Raw genomic sequence first — 18,082 nt, 5'->3', positions numbered from 1 at the left:
CCACTCACGACCCGACGTCCCGCGGTCGTGAGTGGCTATGGTCGCCACAGCAGCCATGACCACTCACGACCCAGGACACAGGCCATCCGCGCAGAATCTCATTGAAATCGGACCTTCGATTTCAATGGAACTTGCGGCAGGTGTCATGTCCAGTGTGGGCGGTGGGGGTGCGCGGGTGCCGGCGATCTGGGCGCAGGCGCCCGCGCGCCGGCAGGAGGTGCCAGTCCCGCACGACAGGTGCCGGAATTCCCTGCTGTGAAACGGTTATCGGCGTGTTGCGGGCAGATTTGCCTGCCACAGCTCGTCGTCGGGCAGCCGGGCCGGGCCTGCTTCGCGGGTGCGTTGGCCGCTCGTCCGGTGGAAGGCGGCGTCGCCGCCGGAGCGGCCGCGCAGGCTCTCCGGCACGCCGTCGGTTCCGGCCGGTCTGCGCTTGGTCTCGGTCCGGCCGGTGGACTGCTCGGCGCTGCCCGGGCGCAGCGTGCCCGTCGCGCCCTGACCGGCGGACGGCGGGATCATCGGCGGCGGCATCGCGCCCGCGACCGGTTTCGTCCCGGCCGCGGCGGCGGTTCCCGGCTTCACCTCGGCGGCCAGGCTGGGCGCCCGCTTGCCCGCTACCGGCTTCGCCAGCGGCATCATGCCCGCTCCGCCCGCCGCGCCCGCCCAGCCCAGTCCAGCCGACGGCACCGGCGGGCCGGACGCCGACGGCAGCCCGGCGCCCAGGTGCGCGTTCGGGACCGGGCCGGTCACGGGTGTCGCCCCGGCCAGCGACGGCCCGGTCGCGCCGGAGAGGTCCGGTGCGGTCGCGCCGTCGGTCATCGACGACGCCAGGTTCTGCAGTTCCGACAGGACGTCCATCCCGGCGTTCGCCGCCTTGAGGAACTCGCCCGGCGAGCCTTCGACAACGGGGAGGCCGCCCTCCGGCGCGGGCAGCACGTCGCCCGGCGACTGGAGCCCGGAGGCCGCGACCACCTTGAGCATCGACATGTCGAACTGCGCGCCCAGGGCCGACATCCGCGCGCCGGCCGCCTGCTGGAACGCCGGGGCCATCCCCATGGTGAGCGGGTTGGACATGGCGAGCATGTAGGACTCGTAGAGGCCGGTCACGGTCCCGAGCGCCTCCGGGATCGCGCCGGCCAGCGTGGTCAGCGTCTCGACCGGCTGGGCCGCGTCGATCCGGTCGGCCCACATGGTCAGCTCGGCCAGCGACCGCTGGACCTTCTCCTCGTGCGCCCGCCCGGCGTCGTCCTTCCAATGTGGAGCGAGCTCGCCCGCGCGGGTGTGCAGTTCCACCCTGGCCTCTTCGATCCAGGCGCGGACCTCGGTCCACATCCGCGCCGCGTCGGTGAGGACGGCGACGTTCGCCTGCTCGGCGGTGATCATCGCCATGTGCGCCTCGATGGGCAGCAGGTTGTAGGGGATTGCCATGGATGCCCTCCTCAGGCGGCGCTGGTCGGGGAGGCGGTTCCGGGCTCGTCACCCGGCTTCGCGGCGGGTTGCTGGCCGAACGTCCCGCCCGCCTGCTTCAGCAGGCCGAGCCCCTTGTTCGCGAGCTTCAGGGCCGAGGCGGTCAGCGTGAGCGCGCTGGTCACGTCGGCGGCGCTGTAGGTCGCCGCGGCCGCCTTGACCTTCGCGGAGTCGGTCACCAGGTCCTCGGTCACCTTCGTCAGGTACGTGGCCATGGCCGCCGTGGCGGCCTTGTCCAGCACGGACATCGCGATCCCCTCGAACAGGCCGGACAGGTTCGGCGGCGTCCCCAGCCGCGTGAGCGACGGCGGCATCGGTGGAGCGGTGAGCCGGCTGGAGAACGCGCTCATCGCCTCGGTGTTGCCGTTGACCTCTGCTGCGGGCATACGCCCCTCCTCGATGTCCGGCGCGGTGTCGCGCGTGTGCGGTCCGGGTCGGCCCGGCAGTTCCGCTGGATAGCCACGGGTTTTCGCGCATCGCCTGCCCCCTGCTCAGCGAAGCACGGCGGCCGGTCGCGGTGGGGGCGGCGACAGCAACCGGCCATTTCGGCTACGAGCCCGGCGGGAGCCAGGCGATCTGGACCTGGTCCTTCTGCCCGCGGCGGTCGACCAGCCAGCCGCGGCCCGGCGGCAGCACCTGGGCGCGCATGCCGCCCAGCAGCGGGCCCTCGTCCCGGTCGCCGGACATCATCAGGCCGGGCGCGCCGACTTCCCGCAGCCGGGCCAGGAACGGCTCGAACAGCCCGCGCCCTGCCCCGCCGGTGCGGCGGGCCAGCACGACGTGCAGGCCGATGTCGGCGCCCTGCGCCGCCAGCGGCAGCAGCGACATCAGCGGGTGTTCCTGGTGCGTGGCCACCATGTCGTAGTCGTCGACGAGCACGAAGATCTCCGGTCCCTGCCACCAGTTCCGGGCCCGCAGCTGCTCCGGCGTGATGTCCTGGCCCGGCAGCCGCTTGGTCAGCTCGGCGGCCACCTCGGCCAGCAGGCCGCGGCTGTGCGCGTCGTTGGTGCCGGTGCCGAGCAGGTGCTCGTCGCCGATCTCGCCGAGCAGACCGCGCCGGTGGTCGACGAGCACGATCCGCGCCTCGCTCGGCGAGTACGCCTGGCAGATCCGCCGGGCCAGCACCCGCAGGAACGTGGTCTTGCCGGACTCGGTGTCGGCCAGCAGGAAGAAGTGCGGGTCGGCGGTGAAGTCCAGCCGCATCGGGGAGAGGTCGCGCTCGTGGATGCCGACCGCGAGTCCCGCCTCGTCCCCGGTGAGCTCGTCGGTGGCGGGCAGCTCGGCGTAGGGCAGCACGCCCGGCAGCAGCCGCACCGGCGGCGCGGGCTCGCCCGGCCACGCCGCGCCGACCGCCTCGACCAGCGCGCCGATGCCGCCGGCCAGATCGCCTGCGCTGCTCACCCCGTCGATCCTGGGCAGCGCCACCAGCATCTGGTGCCCGCTCATCGCGAGGCCCCGCCCGGGCGAGTCGGCGGGCACGCTCATCGCGGCGCGCCGGTCGACGATCGAGTCGATCGGGTCGCCGATCTTCAGCTCCAGCCTGCTGGCGAACAGGTCCCGGACGTTCATCCGCAGCTCGAAGGAGCGGGCGCAGGACGCCACCACGTGCACGCCGTAGGACAGGCCGCGGGCGGCGATGTCGCCGACGACCTCCTCCAGGTCGGTGAAGTCGTTGCGCAGCGTCTGCCAGCCGTCGATCACCAGGAAGACGTCGCCGTGCGGGTGGTCGGCGAACCGGCCCTCGGCGCGCAGCCGGCGGTAGGTGGCGATGCCGTCGATCTGGTGCTCGGCGAACATCCGCTCGCGCTGGGCGAGCAGCGTCGCCACCTCGGCGACGGTGCGCCGGACCGCGCCGGTGTCCAGGCGTCCCGACACGCCCGCGACGTGCGGCAGGCCGGCGAGAGAGCCGAGCGTGCCGCCGCCGAAGTCCAGGCAGTAGAACTGGGTTTCGCGCGGGGTGTGGGTGAGGGCGAGGCTGGTGATCAGGGTGCGCAGCGCGGTGCTCTTGCCGGTCTGCGGGGCACCGAGCACCAGCACGTGCCCGGCGGCGCCGGACAGGTCGAGCTCCAGCGGGTCGCGCCGCTGCTCCAGCGGCCGGTCCACGATGCCCAGCACCGGGCGGAGCGTGCCCGCCGGGGCGGCGGTCAACCCGCGCACCGGATCGGCGGTCAGCGGCGGCAGCACGGCGTCCAGCGACGGCGATTCGGACAGCGGCGGCAGCCAGACCTGGTGCGCCGGCGTGCCCCGGCCCTGCAGCCGGTCCACCATGACGTCCAGCAGCGTTTCGCCGACGGCGGCCTCCTCGTTGGCCTCCGGCTCCTCCGGCACGTCGTCGAGAGTGGGCTCCGGGGCGAGGTACGTGGTCGTGTACTCGTGCAGCGCCAGCCGTTCGCCGAAGGCCGCGGCCACGCCGGTTCCGGCGGCGCTCTGGTAGACGCCGGAGACGTAGGCGGAGCGGAACCGGTCCATCGGCTCGGTGCCGACCTTGAGGAATCCGTGCCCGGGAGCCCTCGGCAGCCGGAAGGCGTCGGGCACGCCGAGCACGGCCCGGCTCTCCATCTCGGAGAAGGTGCGCAGCCCGATCCGGTAGGACAGGTGGGTTTCCAGGCCGCGCAGGCGGCCCTCGTCCAGCCGCTGCGAGGCGAGCAGGAGGTGCACGCCGAGCGAGCGGCCGACCCGTCCTATTTGGACGAACAGATCGATGAACTCCGGTTTGGCGGACAGCAGTTCGGAGAACTCGTCGCAGATGACCAGCAGCGTCGGCACCTCGGGCAGCGGGGCGCCGGCGGCGCGGGCCTTCTCGTAGTCGCGCAGGGAGGCGAAGTCGCCCGCCGCGCGCAGCAGCTCCTGGCGGCGGATCAGCTCGCCGTTGATGGCGTCGGTCATCCGGTCGACCAGGTGCAGTTCCTCGGCGAGGTTGGTGATCACCGCGCTGGTGTGCGGCAACGCGTCCAGCCGAGCGAAGGTGGCGCCGCCCTTGAAGTCCACCAGCGCGAAGTTCAGCGAGTTCGGCGGGTGGGTGACGGCCAGCGCCAGCACGAGGGTGCGCAGCAGCTCCGACTTGCCGGATCCGGTGGCGCCGACCAGCAGGCCGTGCGGGCCCATGCCGTCCTGGGCCGACTCCTTCAGGTCGATCTCGATCGGAACGCCGTCGGCCCGGATGCCGAACTTCACCCGCAGCCGGTCCCGGTTCGGCCGCGGCGCCCAGGTCTCGGCCGGGTCGAGCTCGTACGGGTCGCCCAGCTCCAGCAGGTCGGCCAGGCCCAGCTCGTTGGTCATCGGCGCATCGCCGCGCACGCCGGCGGTCAGCCGCAGCGGGGCCAGCTGCCGGGCCAGGCCCTCGGCGGCGGCCGCGCCGAGCGAGTCCGCCCGGCCGACCTGAGCGGCGCCGTCCATCGTCTCGCTGCCCAGTTCGCCGTCGGCGGTCACGTCCAGCACGACCGCGCTCCGGTCCAGCGCCCGCGGCGGCGCGGTGGTCAGGTCCACCACGGTCACGCCTTCCACGCCGCCGCCGGTCATCAGGTGATCGGAACCGGCGACCGAGCCGCCGTCGAGCACCACCACCAGGTGCGGGCCCGGGATGCCCGCCCCGGCCTCCGGGTCGAAGCGCGGCCGCTTGGCGAGCTCCTCCTCCAGCATCGATTCCAGAGCCGGAATATCCTGCGCCACCAAGCGAACCGGCCCGACCGCGTCGGTGCGCTCCGGGTGCAGCGCGTGCGGCAGCCACTTGACCCACTCCCAGTCCGGGCGGCGCTCCTCGCCCGCGCACACCGCGATCCGCAGGTCGTCCGGGGAGTGCGAGGTGGCCAGCTGCGCGAGCATCGCGCGCAGCACGCCCAGCGCCGCAGCGCGGTCGCCGCGCAGGTAGATCCGGCTGAACCCGTTGACCGCGATCGCGACCGGCAAGCGGTCCACTGTGGAATACGTGGTGATGAACCTGCGCAGCGCCAGCGCGGACAGCGGTTCGAGTTCCTCCAGCGGCTTGGTGTCGGGGGCGACCAGCGTGACAGTCGGGCGCTGGGCGCCGCTGCCGATCCGGGCGACACCGAAATCCGGGTCGTCCTTGCGCCGCTCCCACAACCGGTAGCTCGCCGCCACCGACCACAGCGAGGCGGGGTCCGGGTGCAGGTATTCCATCGCCGCGCGCTGCCCGCGCACCGACCGCCGGAACCGTTGCCGGTGCTGGGCGAGGTGCCGCAGGTACTTGCGCCGGGCGTGGCCCATCTCGCGCTTGCTCGGGCCGCCGCTCTGCAGGAAGCCCATGACGACCATGCCGAGCATCGCCACGCCCATCAGCCCGTACATGACGAAGCGGATGGAACCGCCCAGCGAACCGGAGAACATCAGCATCATGCCCGCCGTCATCGCCACCATGGGCAGGACCATGAACACCTGCGTCCACTGCCGGGCGGGCGGCGGCGGGATCTCCGGCGGGGCCTGCAGCACCAGCTCGCCGGCGGGCATCTCCGGCGCCGGTCTGCGGGCCGGCCTCTTCACCACGACTGTCGCCATGACCGTGATGGTTCGCGATCGGCGGCGGTGGGCGCGGGCGATGGCAGGAACGTGCCGCGCCGGGGCGCGGGACCGGTTCCGCGCTCTAGCTTCGGCATCGGAACCGCACGCCGAGCAGAGGAGGGGTGGATGGTTTCCAACCAGGCCCACATCGATTACGGGGCGATGCAGCACCTGGTCTCCCTGACGGAGAACAGCCAGCGCGACCAGAACGGCGCGAGCGTGGCCCACAGCCAGCGCAACAGCGAGACGGTCCAGGGTGGACTGCTGGGGTCGCCGCAGGCCGCGGCCTTCTCGGTCGGCCAGAACCGCGACGACCAGTGGCGGAAGGTCGCGGACCACAACCAGCTCCTGGTCGACAACAACAACCAGCTGCTGTCGGTGTACCAGGGCGGCCAGGACGCCGCCCAGAGCGTGCTCGCCGCGCCGGACTACGGCACCGCGAGCGTCATCAACCCGACCTGAAGGGAGTAGCGAATGTCGACCGGCGGCGAATTCAAGATCGTCTGCGACATGATGGACATGGCGATGTCCGATGCGCAGAAGACGGCGGCCCAGATCGGGGACTACTTCGACGGGCAGGTCCAGCAAGCGATGAACCTCAACCACTTCGACGAGGCCCACCAGCAGATGGCGCAGTCCTACCAGCTGCGCCAGAAGGAAACCGGGTACTGGCAGGAGGGGCTGAACGCGGAGGGCAACGCCTACGGCAACGTCGGCGACATCGGCAACCAGACCCTGCGGCAAGGCATCAACATCGTCACCAACATCTAGACATTTCGTCATCACCGGATGCCCGGCGCCACACCGCGCCGGGCATCCGGTGTTCGCGAGGGAAAGCACCGCGGCCCAATTTCCCCGCGCATTAACAGTTTTCGAGACTCGGCGGTTTTAGCCCGTTCAGAGGCGTGCCGCGATCGGTCCCGCCGCTACTCTCATCGCATTGAGCGTTTTCCATCCTGGTCGGCCCGCAGCCGCGGGTCGCAAGCTGCACGTCGATGGGTGTCGCATGCGCCGCAGGCGCATAACCCACCTACGACACCGGCACCGCCGCGGGTTCTCAGAGGCTTCCTGGCGAGGACGGCCCCTCCGCCGTGTATTGGACATACATCAGGAGGGGCACCCACAGACCAGGGAGCCTCTGAGGTTCCGCCACTTGCACTGCCACGCAAAACGAGGTTGGAAAGGCTCATTCACAGCAGTGAAGTTTTGTCTGTTCGCTTTCCATGAAGGGCGTTCGCCATGTTCGCTGCTCTTTCTGCTGCCGCTTTGACGGCTTTGACCATGCTCTCCCCGGCGGGCTACCACGACGACGTTCCGCCGCCGACCGGCAAGATCACCATCGATGTCGCGACGGTGAACGGATCGGGGTGCCCGGCGGGAACCGCCGCGGTCGCGGTGTCCCCGGACAACACCTCGTTCACCGTGAGCTACAGCGACTACCTGGCCAAGGTGGGCCCGGGCGCGGATCCCACCGCTTTCCGCAAGAACTGCCAGCTCAACCTGATCGTCAACATTCCGCAGGGATTCACCTACGGCATCGCCAGCGCCGACTACCGCGGTTTCGCCCACCTCGAACCGGGGGCGACCGGACTGGAGAAGGCGAGCTACTACTTTCAGGGAATGTCGGAGACGGGCCGTTTCCAGACGCCGTTCTCCGGACCGCTGAGCGACAACTGGCAGGTGACCGACTCCACCGAGATCGGCGCGATCGTCTACAAGCCGTGCGGCGAACAGCGCAATTTCAACATCAACACCGAATTGCGGGTGGACGCCGGCACGTCGGACCCGTCGAAGACGAGCTTCATGTCGATGGACTCCACCGACGGCAACATCGACACCACCTACCACTTCGAGTGGAAGGAATGCGCGTAGCGGCGCCGGTCCTCAGCGATCGGGGATGAGGAAGATCTGCTCCGGTGGTTCGACGGCGGCGGGTTCGGCGGGCAGCGAGCGCGCCCGGCCCGCCCGCCAGCGGCGCCGTCGCCCGCGCGGCAGGACCACCGCCATCGCCGCGGCCAGCACGACCTCCCCGGCCGCGGCGATGGTCAGCCACTTCGCCGCGTTCGCCGTGTCCTGCTCCCACGCGATCCGGTCGAGCCGTGCCTGATCCGGGGGCTGCGGGACGTGCGCGGGCAGCGCCGCCGGGCCGTTGAGGTCGAGCCCGTCCGTCACCGCCCGGTACGGATCGACCAGGCCGGCCCCGTAGCCGTCGCCGGTCGCGCCGCCGCGCGCCGGGCTGGCGGTGGCCATCAGCCGCTGGGCGACCTCGGGCGCGGTGAGCCGGGGCCAGGCGGCGCGCACCAGCGCAGCGGTCCCGGCCACGAACGGCGTGGCGAAGCTGGTCCCGTCCACGTAGTTGTGACCGTCCACCCTGGACGTGGCGAGCACCTTCTCGCCCGGCGCGACGAGGTCCACGTACCGGCCGATCTGCGAGCCGGACATCCGGGCGCCGTCGATGTCCACGGCGCCGACGCCGAGCACGCCGTCGTAGGCGGCCGGGTAGGACGGCAGTTCGGCGCTCGCGTCCCGCTGCGCGTTGCCGGCCGCGGCCACCACCAGCACGTCCTTGGCCACCGCGTACGCGACCGCGCCCCGGATGGCGGGGTAGTCGTCCAGCCCCGCCAGGGACAGGTTGATCACCTTCGCGCCCTGGTCCGCGGCGTAGCGGATGCCGTTCGCCACCACCTGCGGGTCGATCCGCAGCGACTCGCCGCGATCGCCGACGTCCCGGTCGCTGATCCGCACCGGCAGGATCGCCGCGTCCGGCGCGACCCCGTGGAAGCCGACGCCGGGCACCTGGTCGGCGGCGATGATCCCGGCCACCCCGGTGCCGTGCGAGACGCAGTCGAACGCGCCCGGCAGCGCGCCCGTCAGGTAGAAGTCGCGGCCCGGCAACACCTTTCCCGGCCGACGCAGCTGCGGGTGATCGGCGTCGACGCCGGAATCGACGACCGCGACCAGCACCCCGGAGCCCCGGCTGTGCGGCCAGGCGCGCTCCGGGGCGAGGACCTGCTGGGCCCACGGCTGCTGCCGCACCTGCGGGCGCGCGGGCTCCGGGTCGTGGCAGGCGCCGGGCGGGGGAGCGGCGTCCGCGACGGCGCCGCCGGTGATCTGAAGCGCCGTCGCGGCAAGCACCGCGGCGAGCAGCACTCGATGTCGTCTCATCTCCACCATGGTCTTCCCGGTGCGGGCCGCGTCGCTGCTCGTGGCCGCAACAGGCCACGAGCTCAGCTGGTGCGGCCCAACGCGCGGTCCAGTTGGTGCAGCGCGGGGTCGAAATCGACGTCGGTGCGGTCGATTTCGGCGTCCGGGGGCAGGAACGGCTTGGCGAGCTCGAACACGTCCTCGCGCGCGCAACCGGCCGCGAACCGGATGGTCCCCATGATCTGCTCGGCCAGCCGCCGCGAATCGGGGGCGCGGAAGACCCGCGGATCGATGTGCAGCTCGACGAGTTCGCCGCGGCCGCTCACCGTCGCCGAGACGAGGCCGTCGGCGGAGTCGGCGGTGACCCGCATGGCGGTCAGCTCGTCCCGGAACTTCCGGATCCCGTCGGCGAGGCGCTCGTAGGTCTCCCGCATCTCGCCGAGATCGTGGTCATCGGTCCCGTTCTGCACGCGTGCTCCGTCCCTTTTCGACACTGCCGGCGAGGCGGGTGGCCTCGGCGATGACCGCGGGCCAGCCGTCCTGCCCGGCACTCGCGACCGACACGACGACCAACCGGTTCCCGTCCGGTACTTGCGCTTCCACCCTGATCCGCGGCAGGAGCAGCGCCTCCCGCACTTCGGCGACCTCCGGCGGCAGGCGGTACTCCCCGGCGTGCAGGGCCACCAGCGCCGGCCCGTTGGCCAGCATCGCGACGCCGACCTGGGCCGCCGGGTGCCGCCGCCGGTAGGGCACGACGAGGCTGCTCGCGATCGCCACTGCGGGCAGCGGCATCGCGCGCAGCGGGGCGACGCCGACGGCCAGCGCCATCGAGACCGGCGGGTCGCCGGCGGTGAACCTGCCGAGGATGCTCGCGCCCTGCTCGGCGGCACCCGGTGGCAGCGGCATCGATTCGAAGCCCTCGGGCAACTCGATCCGGACGGAATCCGATGCCCGGGGTTGAACGGCCGGAGTCATCGCGCCCCCACCCGGTCCCGCGCCCTGGTTTCGTCGCGCGCGCCCTGGCTCTCGTTGTCCGCCGCTATTCCGTCCCCGGCCGCGTTGGCGAACGGGACGAGGATGCGCAGCGGTGTTCCGCTGAGCGCGCCCTGCAAGGGACTTTCCGGCACCCAGTACGACTGCAGGTCGTTGAAGTACGTCGGCGGACCCTCGTCGGGAGTGGCCAACTCCGCCCCGATCTGCTCCCCGACGACGAAGGTGGTGCCGTTCGGCACGCCTGACGCGCCGAAGATGACCGCCTGCCGGTCCCAGTTCAGCGTCTCCTCGGCGACATCGGCGCCGGCCTTGTCGGCCAGCGTGTGGCCGCCCAGCGCCACGACTCCGGTGCCCAGCGACGCGTTCCCCAACGCCTCGCTGAGCCCCTCCGCGATGGGATGCGGGACGACCCCGGCCACGTCGGAGGCCAGGCCGAGCGTGGTGCTGATGTCACCCACCACATCGGACACCTTGTTGATGAGTTCGGCGTTGTCCGCCAGCAGGTCCTGGCCCCGCTCCAGCAGGTTCCGGCCCTCGCCGAGCTCCGCGACGATCGCAGCGTGGTCCACGTCCCGGCGGTTGGCGATCCCGTCCAGCAGGCCGTTGAGGTGGTTGTTGATCCACGACGCGACCTGCTTCACGATCCGCTCCTGGGCGTCGTCGCCGATGAACGGGACTGCCCCGGCGGCCTCGTACGGGACGGTGTTGAGCGCGATGATGTTCTGGATGTACTGCTTCGCGTTCTTGACGTCGGCGGCGAACGCGCCGGCCAGCCCGCCGAGCTGCACCATTTGACCGGCGGCGCCGACGCCCAGGTTGATCTCCCAGGTCAGCACGCTGACGAACTGGCCGCCCGCCGGGTCCTGCCAGGCCTCCCAGACCGCCTCAAGACCCGCCTCGCCCAGCCCCGCGAACGCCGCGGCGGAATCCAGCAGCGCGAAGTAGATCGCGCCCACCATGTCCTCGTTGGTGTCCGGCCACTCGGTGAGCGGCTTGACCTTGGACCACAATTCCCCGGAGGGTTCCGAAACAGGCACAGCACTTCCCAGTGTCGCGTGTGGACGGATTCAGCGGATGCCGGGAATTCCGCCCTCGATGGTCTGGCTCGCGGCGATCTCGGCCTCCCGGTACGCCTGAACGGCGACGCGGCCCGCGTGGGTGGTCATCTCCAGCTTGTCGAGCACGCCGTCGGCGAGGGTGCGGACCTGCTCGGCCGCCGGGACGTAGGTCGGCCGGAACGCCTGCGCCAGCCTGCCCTGCCCGATGCCTTCCTCGTTGTTGACGGTCACCGGCCGCAGCCGGAGCCAGGTGCTGCTGGTATCGCTCAGGAGCGACTGGATCTGCACCACCTCGGTGTCGGTCGCGTCGAGCCGCATGTTGAGTTCCCAGGTCACGCCCCACCCCGAAGTCTCGTTCCAGCCCGGATCCGGACCAACGGTAGGCGCGGAGGTGGGGAGCGAGGCCCGGATGACACCTTGCTGCCACCACCGTCGTGCGCGACCCCTTCGACCGGGTCGGGGTCGATCTGCTGCCCTGGCACGACATCACGATCCGCAGTTTCAATTGAAACCTGCGTCCCGCAGACACCCCGAGACCAGTTTCAATTGAAACCTGCGGTTCACCGAACCCTGGGACCAGTTTCAATTGAAACTGTGGGTACGTCGACACTCGACGCCCAGTTTCAATTGAAACTGGGCATCTGGTCAGGATGCGCTCAGGGGGAGGCGCAGCTCGAAGATCGCGCCACCTTCGTCGGCGTTGTAGACCGCCAGCGTTCCGTTGTGGGCTTGGGCCACCCAGCGCACGATCGACAGGCCCAGCCCGGACGAGCCGCCGGTGCTGCTGAACCGGTCGAAGGCGTCCGCCGCCGCCTCCGCGTCGATGCCGGGGCCGTGGTCGGCCACCGTGACGGTGCCACCGGCCACCGTGATGTGCACGATCGCGTCCGCACCCGGCTGCCGCCCGTACCGCATCGCGTTGTCCAGCAGGTTTCCGATCGCCCGCTGCACCAGCACCGGGTCGGCGTCCACTTTGGTCGGTGCCGCGGTGACGGTGACCTGCGCCCCGTCGGTCCGGGTGTCCTCGACGACGCCGACCACCAGCTGGTCCAGCCAGACCGGCTGGATGGTCAGCTGCTCCACCCCGGCCGCGAGCCGCGCCCGGGCCAGCAGGTCATCGATGATGCTGCCCATCCGCGCCGCCAGCTGGACGGTGCGCGGCAGCAGATCGGCGCGCTGGGTCGGGTTGTCGAGCGCGGTTTCGGCGAGCGCGCGCAGCGCCGCCACCGGCGTCCGCAGATCGTGCGCCGTCTCGGCGAGCAACACTTCCTGCTGCTGCAACGCCGCTGCCGCGGGCCGGATCGAGCGTCCGGACAACAGGTGGCTCGCGACCCCCAGCCCGCCGATCAGCACCGCGCACCCGCCGATCACCACCAGCACCAGCTCGGTGTGCCGCTGCTGCTCCGGGCGGGCGTCGGCGACCGCGACCACCGCGCCGATGTAGGTGCCGTCGCGGCTGATCAGCGGCTCGGCCCGCACCCTGACCGGCTCGCCGCCGGTGCCCTCCTGGTAACCGGAGACCAGGTTGCCGGAGCCGACGGCCGCGGCCGCCAGCCCGTTGAGCACCCCGACGTCCATCGGCACGCACTGCCGGTCCGACAGGTGCGGCTGGAAGGTGGGTGCGCCGCCGGGCAGGATCGCGAACTGCGGGCAGCCCTCGTTGAGCACGTCGGCGTTGACGAGGTTGAACTGGATGGCCTCGTCGAAGCCGACGAGCCTGCTGACCGACGAGGTGATCCGGTGCAGCTCGGCATCGGTCTGCTCGACGCCCCGCTTGCCGTCCTCGCTGATCACGAACCAGGCGAGCACCACGAGCCCGATGGCGTTCATCGCCGTGAACAGCGCGGTGAGCGTCCAGCGCAGCCTGCGCAGCCGGTCCGCTGCGGAGTGGTTCACGACGTGCCGAGCCGGTAGCCGACGCCGCGCACCGCGTGGATCAACTCGGGTTCGCGCAGCTTCCGGCGCAACCTCCGGACCGTCGCGTCGACCACGTTGGACATCGGGTCGGTCTGCTCGTCCCAGCAGTGCTCGATCAGATCGGCCCGTCCCACCGTTCGCCCCGCCCTGGTGAGGAGGTATTCGAGCACGGCGAACTCCTTGTTCGTCAAGGTCAGCAGCGCGCCCGCCCGGCGCACCTCGCGACGCGCGCAGTCCATCACGAGGTCGGTGTGGCTCAGCACGGTGGGCCGGAAGATACCGGCCCGGCGGCAGAGGTTGGCCACCCGCTCGGCGAGCTCGGCCATGGCGAACGGTTTGACCAGGTAGTCGTCGCCCCCGTGCTCGAATCCCGCCACCCGGTCGGCGAGCGCGTCGCGCGCGGTGAGGAACAGCACCGGCGCGTGCCAGCCCTCCCGCCGCCTGGCGTGGACGTAGTCGATGGCGTCGCCGTCCGGCAGCATCCGGTCGAACACCACGCAGTCGTAGTGGTTTTCGCGCAGGGCCGGATCCGCGGTCTTGATGTCCCCGCAGGCGTCGACTTCGACGTCCGACGTGCGCAGTTTCGCGGCGACCGCGATGCGCAGGTTCTCGTCGTCCTCGACGACCATGATCCGTGTCATCAAAACCTCATGTGGTGCGGAGGAAAGTCGGTGTCATGCAGTTCCAGCCACCCGCTCCGCCCGGTGCGCACACCGCGCGGAACACCTTCCTCGAGCCGGGGGACGCGATGCGAGCCGCGCCACTGAACGCTAACCCGAGGACGGGCGCAGGTCAGCCGATCGGCCCGATCTGGCATGAACCGGCCGCGGGCCGGAACTCGTTGCGGCGCGCCGGGAAGCCCTGCTCGGAGGAGCAGCGGGCTGCGGCCGCGCAATCCGATTCCCACCGCTCAACGGAGGTGCCCGTCATGGAGGACCAGCCAGCAGGTCGGCTCAGCCTGGTCGGGGGAAGCGGTCCGGCGACGGGCCGCGCCAGGATGGACGCGCTCCTGGCCTCGGCCACCAGCGAGGTGCTGGTCATGGCCGTCGGCGCGCAGTCCTGGCCGATCGGTGCGCTGCGCCGGTCGGGCGCGAACCTGCGCCACGGCGTGCGGTACCGGGTGCTGGCGCCCGACGCGGTGCGGCTTTCCGGCGCGCTGACGGGCCTGGCGCTCGCCGGAGCGGAGGTCCGGACCGATGCCGAGGTCCCGATGGAGGCGGTGGTGGTCGACGGGACGTCCGCGGTGCTGCCCGCGGACCGCTCGAACGCCGGGAGCGCCACGGGCGCGGCGTTCTTCCAGCTGCCCAGCGTGGTCACCGCGACCATGGGCCTGTTCGAGCGGATCTGGCGGTCCGCGGTGCCGCTCACCCCGGCCGATCTGCCGGAATCCGGCGACGTTTCGGTGCTGACGAGCCGGGAGCGCGACTTGCTGACCCTGCTCTGCTCGGGCAGCACCGACGAGTCGGCGGCGGCCCGCCTGGGCATCTCGGTCCGCACCGTCCGGCGGATGGTGGCCGACATCATGAACCGGCTCGGCGCGCGCAGCAGGTTCCAGGCCGGGGTCAAGGCGGCGGACCGGGGCTGGCTGATGGACGAGGCGGGGTGATCTGGCCCGGTCTCGCCAATGCCGGTATGCGGGCGGTGCCGGCGCGCTAGCGTGCACCTGTGCGGGTGTTGGTGACCGAGGACGACGACAACTTGCGGGTGGCGCTCGACGGGGCCCTGCGCGGCGCCGGGTTCGCGGTGGACGTCGCGGCCGACCTGCCCGCCGCCGACGAGGCGCTGTTCGTGAACGCCTACGACTGCGCGGTGTTCGACCGGATGCTGCCCGCCGGGGACGCGCTGCACTACGTGCGCGGCAAGCGCGCGGAAGGCTGGCCGGTGCCGGTGCTCTTCCTGACCGCGCGGGACAGCCTGGCCGACCGGATCGACGGCCTGCGCCTCGGCGACGACTACCTGGTGAAGCCCTTCGCGATGGCGGAGCTGGTGGCCAGGGTGCGCGGCCTGTGCCGGCGCACCACGGCGGGCCGGCCGGCGGTGCTGCGTTGCGCGGACGTCGAGCTCGACGGCGGCAACCACCAGGTGCGCCGGGCCGGCGTGCTGCTCACCTTGACCCGCAAGGAGTTCCTGGTCCTGGAGCGGATGATGACCTCGCCCGGCAAGCCGCTGTCGCGCCCGGAGCTGATCGACTACGCGTGGGACGAGGCTGCGGACCCGGCGTCGAACGTGCTCGACGTGGTGATCGGCCGCCTGCGCCGCAAACTCGGCGCCCCACCGCTGATCCAAACCGTCCGCGGATCCGGCTACCTGATCACCGGGTAATCCGCCGCCAGGAAACTCCGACTCCAGGGGTCGTTTCAGGCTGGTGCGAGGGCACGCGTGGTGGGGTGGTCCCCAGTTTCAATTGAAACTGGGGACCGACCCTCGTGGTCGCGGGGTGAGCGCTCAGCGCTTGGTCGCGGTCTGGCCGAGGCGGGACCGGACGGCGATTGCGGCGCAGGCGATCACCGCGATGCCGCCGAGGACCGTGGGCCAGGTGAGCTCTTCGTGCAGGAACAGCGCGGCCCAACTGATGGTCATCACCGGCTGGGCGAGCTGGACCTGGCTGACCTGCGCCATCGGGCCGATCGCCAGTCCTCGGTACCAGGCGAAGAAGCCGAGGAACATGCTCACCACGGCGAGGTAGGCGAACGCGGCCCATTCGGTCGCGGTGCCGCTCGGGACCTGCCCGGCGATCGAGATGCCGGTGAGCGCGATCATCAGCGGCGCGGAGAGCACCAGCGCCCAGGACACGGTCTGCCAGGCGCCGAGTTCGCGGGCGAGGAGCCCGCCTTCCGCGTAGCCGATCGCGGCCGCGACGACGGCGCCGAACAGCAGCAGGTCGGACCAGTGCAGCGAGCTGAGCCCGCCGCCCTGCAACGCGGCGAACACGACGGCCGCGACCGCGCCCACGGCCGCCATGATCCAGAACGCCATCGGGGGCCGCTCGTGGCCGCGGATCACGGCCATCACGGCGGTCGCGGCGGGCAGGACGGCGATGACGACGGCGCCGTGGCTTGCGGGCGCAGTGGTGAGAGCGAAGGAGGTCAGCACGGGGAAGCCCACCACCACGCCGCCGGCGACGACCGCCACCCGGCCCCACTGGATACCGCGGGGCAGGCGCTGCTTCGTGATCGCCAGCGCGGCGGCCGCGAGCAGCGCGGCGATGACCGCGCGGGCGGAGCCGATGAACAGCGGTGACATGCCGCCGCTTTCGACGGCGACGCGGGTGAACGGGACGGTGAAGGAGAACGCCGCGACCCCGAGCAGACCCCACCAGAGCCCGGTCCCCGACGGGGATAGCACTGGCGTCGCAGTAAGAGTAGCGCTATCGTTGTTACTCATGTCTGACGATAGCAGTCCGGCGAGGATCGCTGCGGCCCTGAGGCAGTGGATCGCCGCGGCTCCGCCGGGGGCGAAGCTGCCGTCGACGCGTTCGCTGGTCGCCCAGCACGGAGCGAGCCCGGTCACCGTGCAGAAGGCGCTGAGCGGCCTGGTCGCGCAGGGCGTGGTGGAGAGCCGTCCGGGCGTCGGCACGTTCGTCCGCGCCGCCCGCGTCGCCCGCCCGAACGATTTCGGGTGGCAGACGGCGGCGCTCGGGGCGCCGAACCACCGGATCCCGGAGCTGCCAACGGCTTTGCAGTCCGCCCCGAACGACGTGATCGCGCTGCATTCGGGATATCCCGAGCGCGCGCTGCTGCCGGAGCGCCTGGTCCGCGCGGCGTTCACCCGCGTGGCCCGCACCGACGCGCTGGTCGACAGGCCGCCGACGGCGGGCCTGCCGGAACTGCAGTCGTGGTTCGCGGCCGAACTGGAGTCGGCGACCCCGGCCGGGACTACCCCGGTCGCGCCGAGCGACGTCGTGGTCATCCCGGGCAGCCAGGGCGGGCTGAGCACCGCTTTCCGCGCTCTCGTCGGGATCGGACGGCCGCTGCTCATGGAGTCGCCGACCTACTGGGGCGCGATCCTGGCCGCCGCCCAGGTCGGCGTGCAGGTCATCCCGGTGCCCAGCGGCTTCGGCGGTCCCGATCCCGACGTGCTCTCGCGCGCTTTCGAGCAGTCCGGGGCCCGTGCCTTCTACGCCCAGCCCAGCTTCGCCAGCCCGACGGGGGCGCTGTGGTCGCCGGAGCTGGCAGGTCGGGTCCTGGACACGGTGCGGCGGCACGGCGCGTTCCTCATCGAGGACGACGCGGCGCACGACTTCGGCATGACGGCCGACCCGCGCCCGGTCGCGGCGCAGGACGACGGAGGGCACGTCGTCTACATCCGCTCGCTGAGCAAGAGCGTCTCGCCGGCGGTCCGCGTCGCCGGGCTGATCGCGCGCGGCCCGGCGCGCAAGCGGATCCTCGCGGATGCGCAGGCGGAATCCATCTACGTCAGCGGTGTTCTGCAGGCGGTCGCGCTCGACGTCGTCACGCAACCCGCCTGGCGGACCCACCTGCGCCGGCTCCGCCACGAGCTGAGAACCCGCCGGGACCTGCTCGTCGAAAGCCTCCGCGAGCACGCGCCCGGCGTGGAGCTGGAAGCCGTGCCGCAGGGCGGGCTGAACCTGTGGGCGCGGCTGCCGGACGCCGTCGATCTCGGCCGGGTCATCCAGGAATGCAAGTCGGCGGGCGTCATCATCGGCGCGGGCAGCGAGTGGTTCCCGGCGGAACCGACGGGGCAGTACATCCGCCTCAACTACGCGCGGCCGAACCCCGGCGCGTTCCCGGACGGGGCGCGCACGATCGGCCAGGTGCTCGCCCGCGCGGCCTGAACGGTCGTTTCAGAATGGCTCCACCTGGCTCGTCCCGAAGCCGTCCGGTGCCTGACGCCGGTGGCGTTTTCGCGCGAAACCGGCACCGCTGCCCACGCGGAACGGCGGTTTCGCGCGAAACCGCCGTCCTGCATCTCGGGCCGCCACGTCCCACGCGTGCCCGCGCACCATTCCGACACGACCCCTGGGTCCAGCT

Annotated in this window: 17 protein-coding genes; 6 read left to right on the top strand and 11 right to left on the bottom strand. The window is 71.8% G+C overall.

All coding sequences use genetic code 11. From position 1 onward, the window contains the following. Positions 1-264 precede the first annotated feature (264 nt). From ACWEV3_RS33820 to eccCa, 3 genes are all read right to left on the bottom strand, one after another. Positions 265-1,425 carry a hypothetical protein gene (locus ACWEV3_RS33820; protein WP_452617784.1) on the bottom strand — a complete coding sequence of 387 codons (1,161 nt, stop codon included), beginning with the start codon at positions 1,423-1,425 and terminating at the stop codon, positions 265-267. An 11-nt stretch (positions 1,426-1,436) separates the two neighbouring features. Further along, positions 1,437-1,850, bottom strand: coding sequence for a hypothetical protein (locus tag ACWEV3_RS33815; RefSeq protein ID WP_132485975.1), 414 nt, complete (start codon positions 1,848-1,850; stop codon positions 1,437-1,439). 163 nt (positions 1,851-2,013) lie between these two features. After that, positions 2,014-5,976 carry a type VII secretion protein EccCa gene (gene eccCa / locus ACWEV3_RS33810; RefSeq protein ID WP_452617783.1) on the bottom strand — a complete coding sequence of 1,321 codons (3,963 nt, stop codon included), beginning with the start codon at positions 5,974-5,976 and terminating at the stop codon, positions 2,014-2,016. A 129-nt stretch (positions 5,977-6,105) separates the two neighbouring features. On the opposite strand from eccCa, the gene ACWEV3_RS33805 reads away from it, so the two are divergent. The 3 genes from ACWEV3_RS33805 (at position 6,106) to ACWEV3_RS33795 (ending at position 7,851) form a co-directional block, all read left to right on the top strand. After that, positions 6,106-6,441, top strand: coding sequence for a hypothetical protein (locus tag ACWEV3_RS33805; RefSeq protein ID WP_452617782.1), 336 nt, complete (start codon positions 6,106-6,108; stop codon positions 6,439-6,441). 12 nt (positions 6,442-6,453) lie between these two features. After that, complete coding sequence (locus ACWEV3_RS33800) at positions 6,454-6,750, top strand: hypothetical protein (protein ID WP_452617781.1); 297 nt, start codon at positions 6,454-6,456, stop codon at positions 6,748-6,750. Positions 6,751-7,218: 468 nt separating this feature from the next. Beyond that, entirely contained in the window at positions 7,219-7,851 is a 633-nt protein-coding gene (locus ACWEV3_RS33795) for a DUF4360 domain-containing protein (protein WP_452617780.1), read from the top strand. 12 nt (positions 7,852-7,863) lie between these two features. On the opposite strand, the gene mycP is transcribed toward ACWEV3_RS33795, so the two are convergent. The 7 genes from mycP to ACWEV3_RS33760 form a co-directional block, all read right to left on the bottom strand. Further along, the gene (mycP, locus tag ACWEV3_RS33790) at positions 7,864-9,144 is read right to left on the bottom strand and encodes a type VII secretion-associated serine protease mycosin (RefSeq protein WP_452617779.1); all 1,281 of its coding nucleotides are present in this window, start codon (positions 9,142-9,144) and stop codon (positions 7,864-7,866) included. A gap of 62 nt (positions 9,145-9,206) precedes the next feature. Continuing rightward, on the bottom strand, positions 9,207-9,593 hold the full coding sequence (locus ACWEV3_RS33785) for a YbaB/EbfC family nucleoid-associated protein (protein ID WP_452617778.1): 387 nt from the start codon (positions 9,591-9,593) through the stop codon (positions 9,207-9,209). Then, the gene (locus ACWEV3_RS33780) at positions 9,574-10,098 is read right to left on the bottom strand and encodes a hypothetical protein (RefSeq protein WP_452617776.1); all 525 of its coding nucleotides are present in this window, start codon (positions 10,096-10,098) and stop codon (positions 9,574-9,576) included. The genes ACWEV3_RS33785 and ACWEV3_RS33780 overlap by 20 nt, the downstream gene beginning before the upstream one ends. Further along, entirely contained in the window at positions 10,095-11,153 is a 1,059-nt protein-coding gene (locus ACWEV3_RS33775) for a WXG100-like domain-containing protein (RefSeq protein ID WP_452617775.1), read from the bottom strand. The genes ACWEV3_RS33780 and ACWEV3_RS33775 overlap by 4 nt, the downstream gene beginning before the upstream one ends. A 30-nt stretch (positions 11,154-11,183) precedes the next feature. Continuing rightward, complete coding sequence (locus tag ACWEV3_RS33770; protein ID WP_452617774.1) at positions 11,184-11,510, bottom strand: hypothetical protein; 327 nt, start codon at positions 11,508-11,510, stop codon at positions 11,184-11,186. Between the two features lie 309 nt (positions 11,511-11,819). Beyond that, positions 11,820-13,070, bottom strand: coding sequence for a sensor histidine kinase (locus tag ACWEV3_RS33765; protein ID WP_452617773.1), 1,251 nt, complete (start codon positions 13,068-13,070; stop codon positions 11,820-11,822). Continuing rightward, a complete protein-coding gene (locus ACWEV3_RS33760; protein WP_452617772.1) occupies positions 13,067-13,732 on the bottom strand; it encodes a response regulator transcription factor in 666 nt (221 codons plus the stop codon). Before ACWEV3_RS33760 ends, ACWEV3_RS33765 begins: the two co-directional genes overlap by 4 nt. Positions 13,733-14,019: 287 nt before the next feature. Here ACWEV3_RS33760 and ACWEV3_RS33755 point away from each other — a divergent pair, with 287 nt between their 5' ends. Together ACWEV3_RS33755 and ACWEV3_RS33750 are read left to right on the top strand one after the other, a co-directional pair. Continuing rightward, the gene (locus ACWEV3_RS33755) at positions 14,020-14,697 is read left to right on the top strand and encodes a LuxR C-terminal-related transcriptional regulator (RefSeq protein WP_452617771.1); all 678 of its coding nucleotides are present in this window, start codon (positions 14,020-14,022) and stop codon (positions 14,695-14,697) included. Between the two features lie 59 nt (positions 14,698-14,756). Continuing rightward, entirely contained in the window at positions 14,757-15,413 is a 657-nt protein-coding gene (locus ACWEV3_RS33750) for a winged helix-turn-helix domain-containing protein (RefSeq protein ID WP_452617770.1), read from the top strand. 123 nt (positions 15,414-15,536) lie between these two features. On the opposite strand, the gene ACWEV3_RS33745 is transcribed toward ACWEV3_RS33750, so the two are convergent. After that, entirely contained in the window at positions 15,537-16,436 is a 900-nt protein-coding gene (locus ACWEV3_RS33745; protein ID WP_452617769.1) for a DMT family transporter, read from the bottom strand. Positions 16,437-16,473: 37 nt separating this feature from the next. Between ACWEV3_RS33745 and ACWEV3_RS33740 the strand changes: the two genes are divergently transcribed. Next, entirely contained in the window at positions 16,474-17,886 is a 1,413-nt protein-coding gene (locus ACWEV3_RS33740) for an aminotransferase-like domain-containing protein (RefSeq protein WP_452617768.1), read from the top strand. Positions 17,887-18,082: the final 196 nt, after the last annotated feature.

The organism is Saccharopolyspora sp. NPDC003752, from assembly GCF_053605825.1.
This window is presented reverse-complemented; position numbering and strand designations above follow the sequence as displayed.

What these genes read in the sequence shown, in the direction of transcription:
- ACWEV3_RS33815 (WP_132485975.1), bottom strand. Translation starts at nt 1,850, where the DNA reads ATGCCCGCAGCAGAGGTCAACGGCAACACCGAGGCGATGAGCGCGTTC.
- ACWEV3_RS33760 (WP_452617772.1), bottom strand. Translation starts at nt 13,732, where the DNA reads ATGACACGGATCATGGTCGTCGAGGACGACGAGAACCTGCGCATCGCG.
- ACWEV3_RS33795 (WP_452617780.1), top strand. Translation starts at nt 7,219, where the DNA reads ATGTTCGCTGCTCTTTCTGCTGCCGCTTTGACGGCTTTGACCATGCTC.
- ACWEV3_RS33780 (WP_452617776.1), bottom strand. Translation starts at nt 10,098, where the DNA reads ATGACTCCGGCCGTTCAACCCCGGGCATCGGATTCCGTCCGGATCGAG.
- mycP (WP_452617779.1), bottom strand. Translation starts at nt 9,144, where the DNA reads ATGAGACGACATCGAGTGCTGCTCGCCGCGGTGCTTGCCGCGACGGCG.
- ACWEV3_RS33755 (WP_452617771.1), top strand. Translation starts at nt 14,020, where the DNA reads ATGGAGGACCAGCCAGCAGGTCGGCTCAGCCTGGTCGGGGGAAGCGGT.
- ACWEV3_RS33800 (WP_452617781.1), top strand. Translation starts at nt 6,454, where the DNA reads ATGTCGACCGGCGGCGAATTCAAGATCGTCTGCGACATGATGGACATG.
- ACWEV3_RS33820 (WP_452617784.1), bottom strand. Translation starts at nt 1,425, where the DNA reads ATGGCAATCCCCTACAACCTGCTGCCCATCGAGGCGCACATGGCGATG.
- ACWEV3_RS33805 (WP_452617782.1), top strand. Translation starts at nt 6,106, where the DNA reads ATGGTTTCCAACCAGGCCCACATCGATTACGGGGCGATGCAGCACCTG.
- ACWEV3_RS33740 (WP_452617768.1), top strand. Translation starts at nt 16,474, where the DNA reads ATGTCTGACGATAGCAGTCCGGCGAGGATCGCTGCGGCCCTGAGGCAG.
- eccCa (WP_452617783.1), bottom strand. Translation starts at nt 5,976, where the DNA reads ATGGCGACAGTCGTGGTGAAGAGGCCGGCCCGCAGACCGGCGCCGGAG.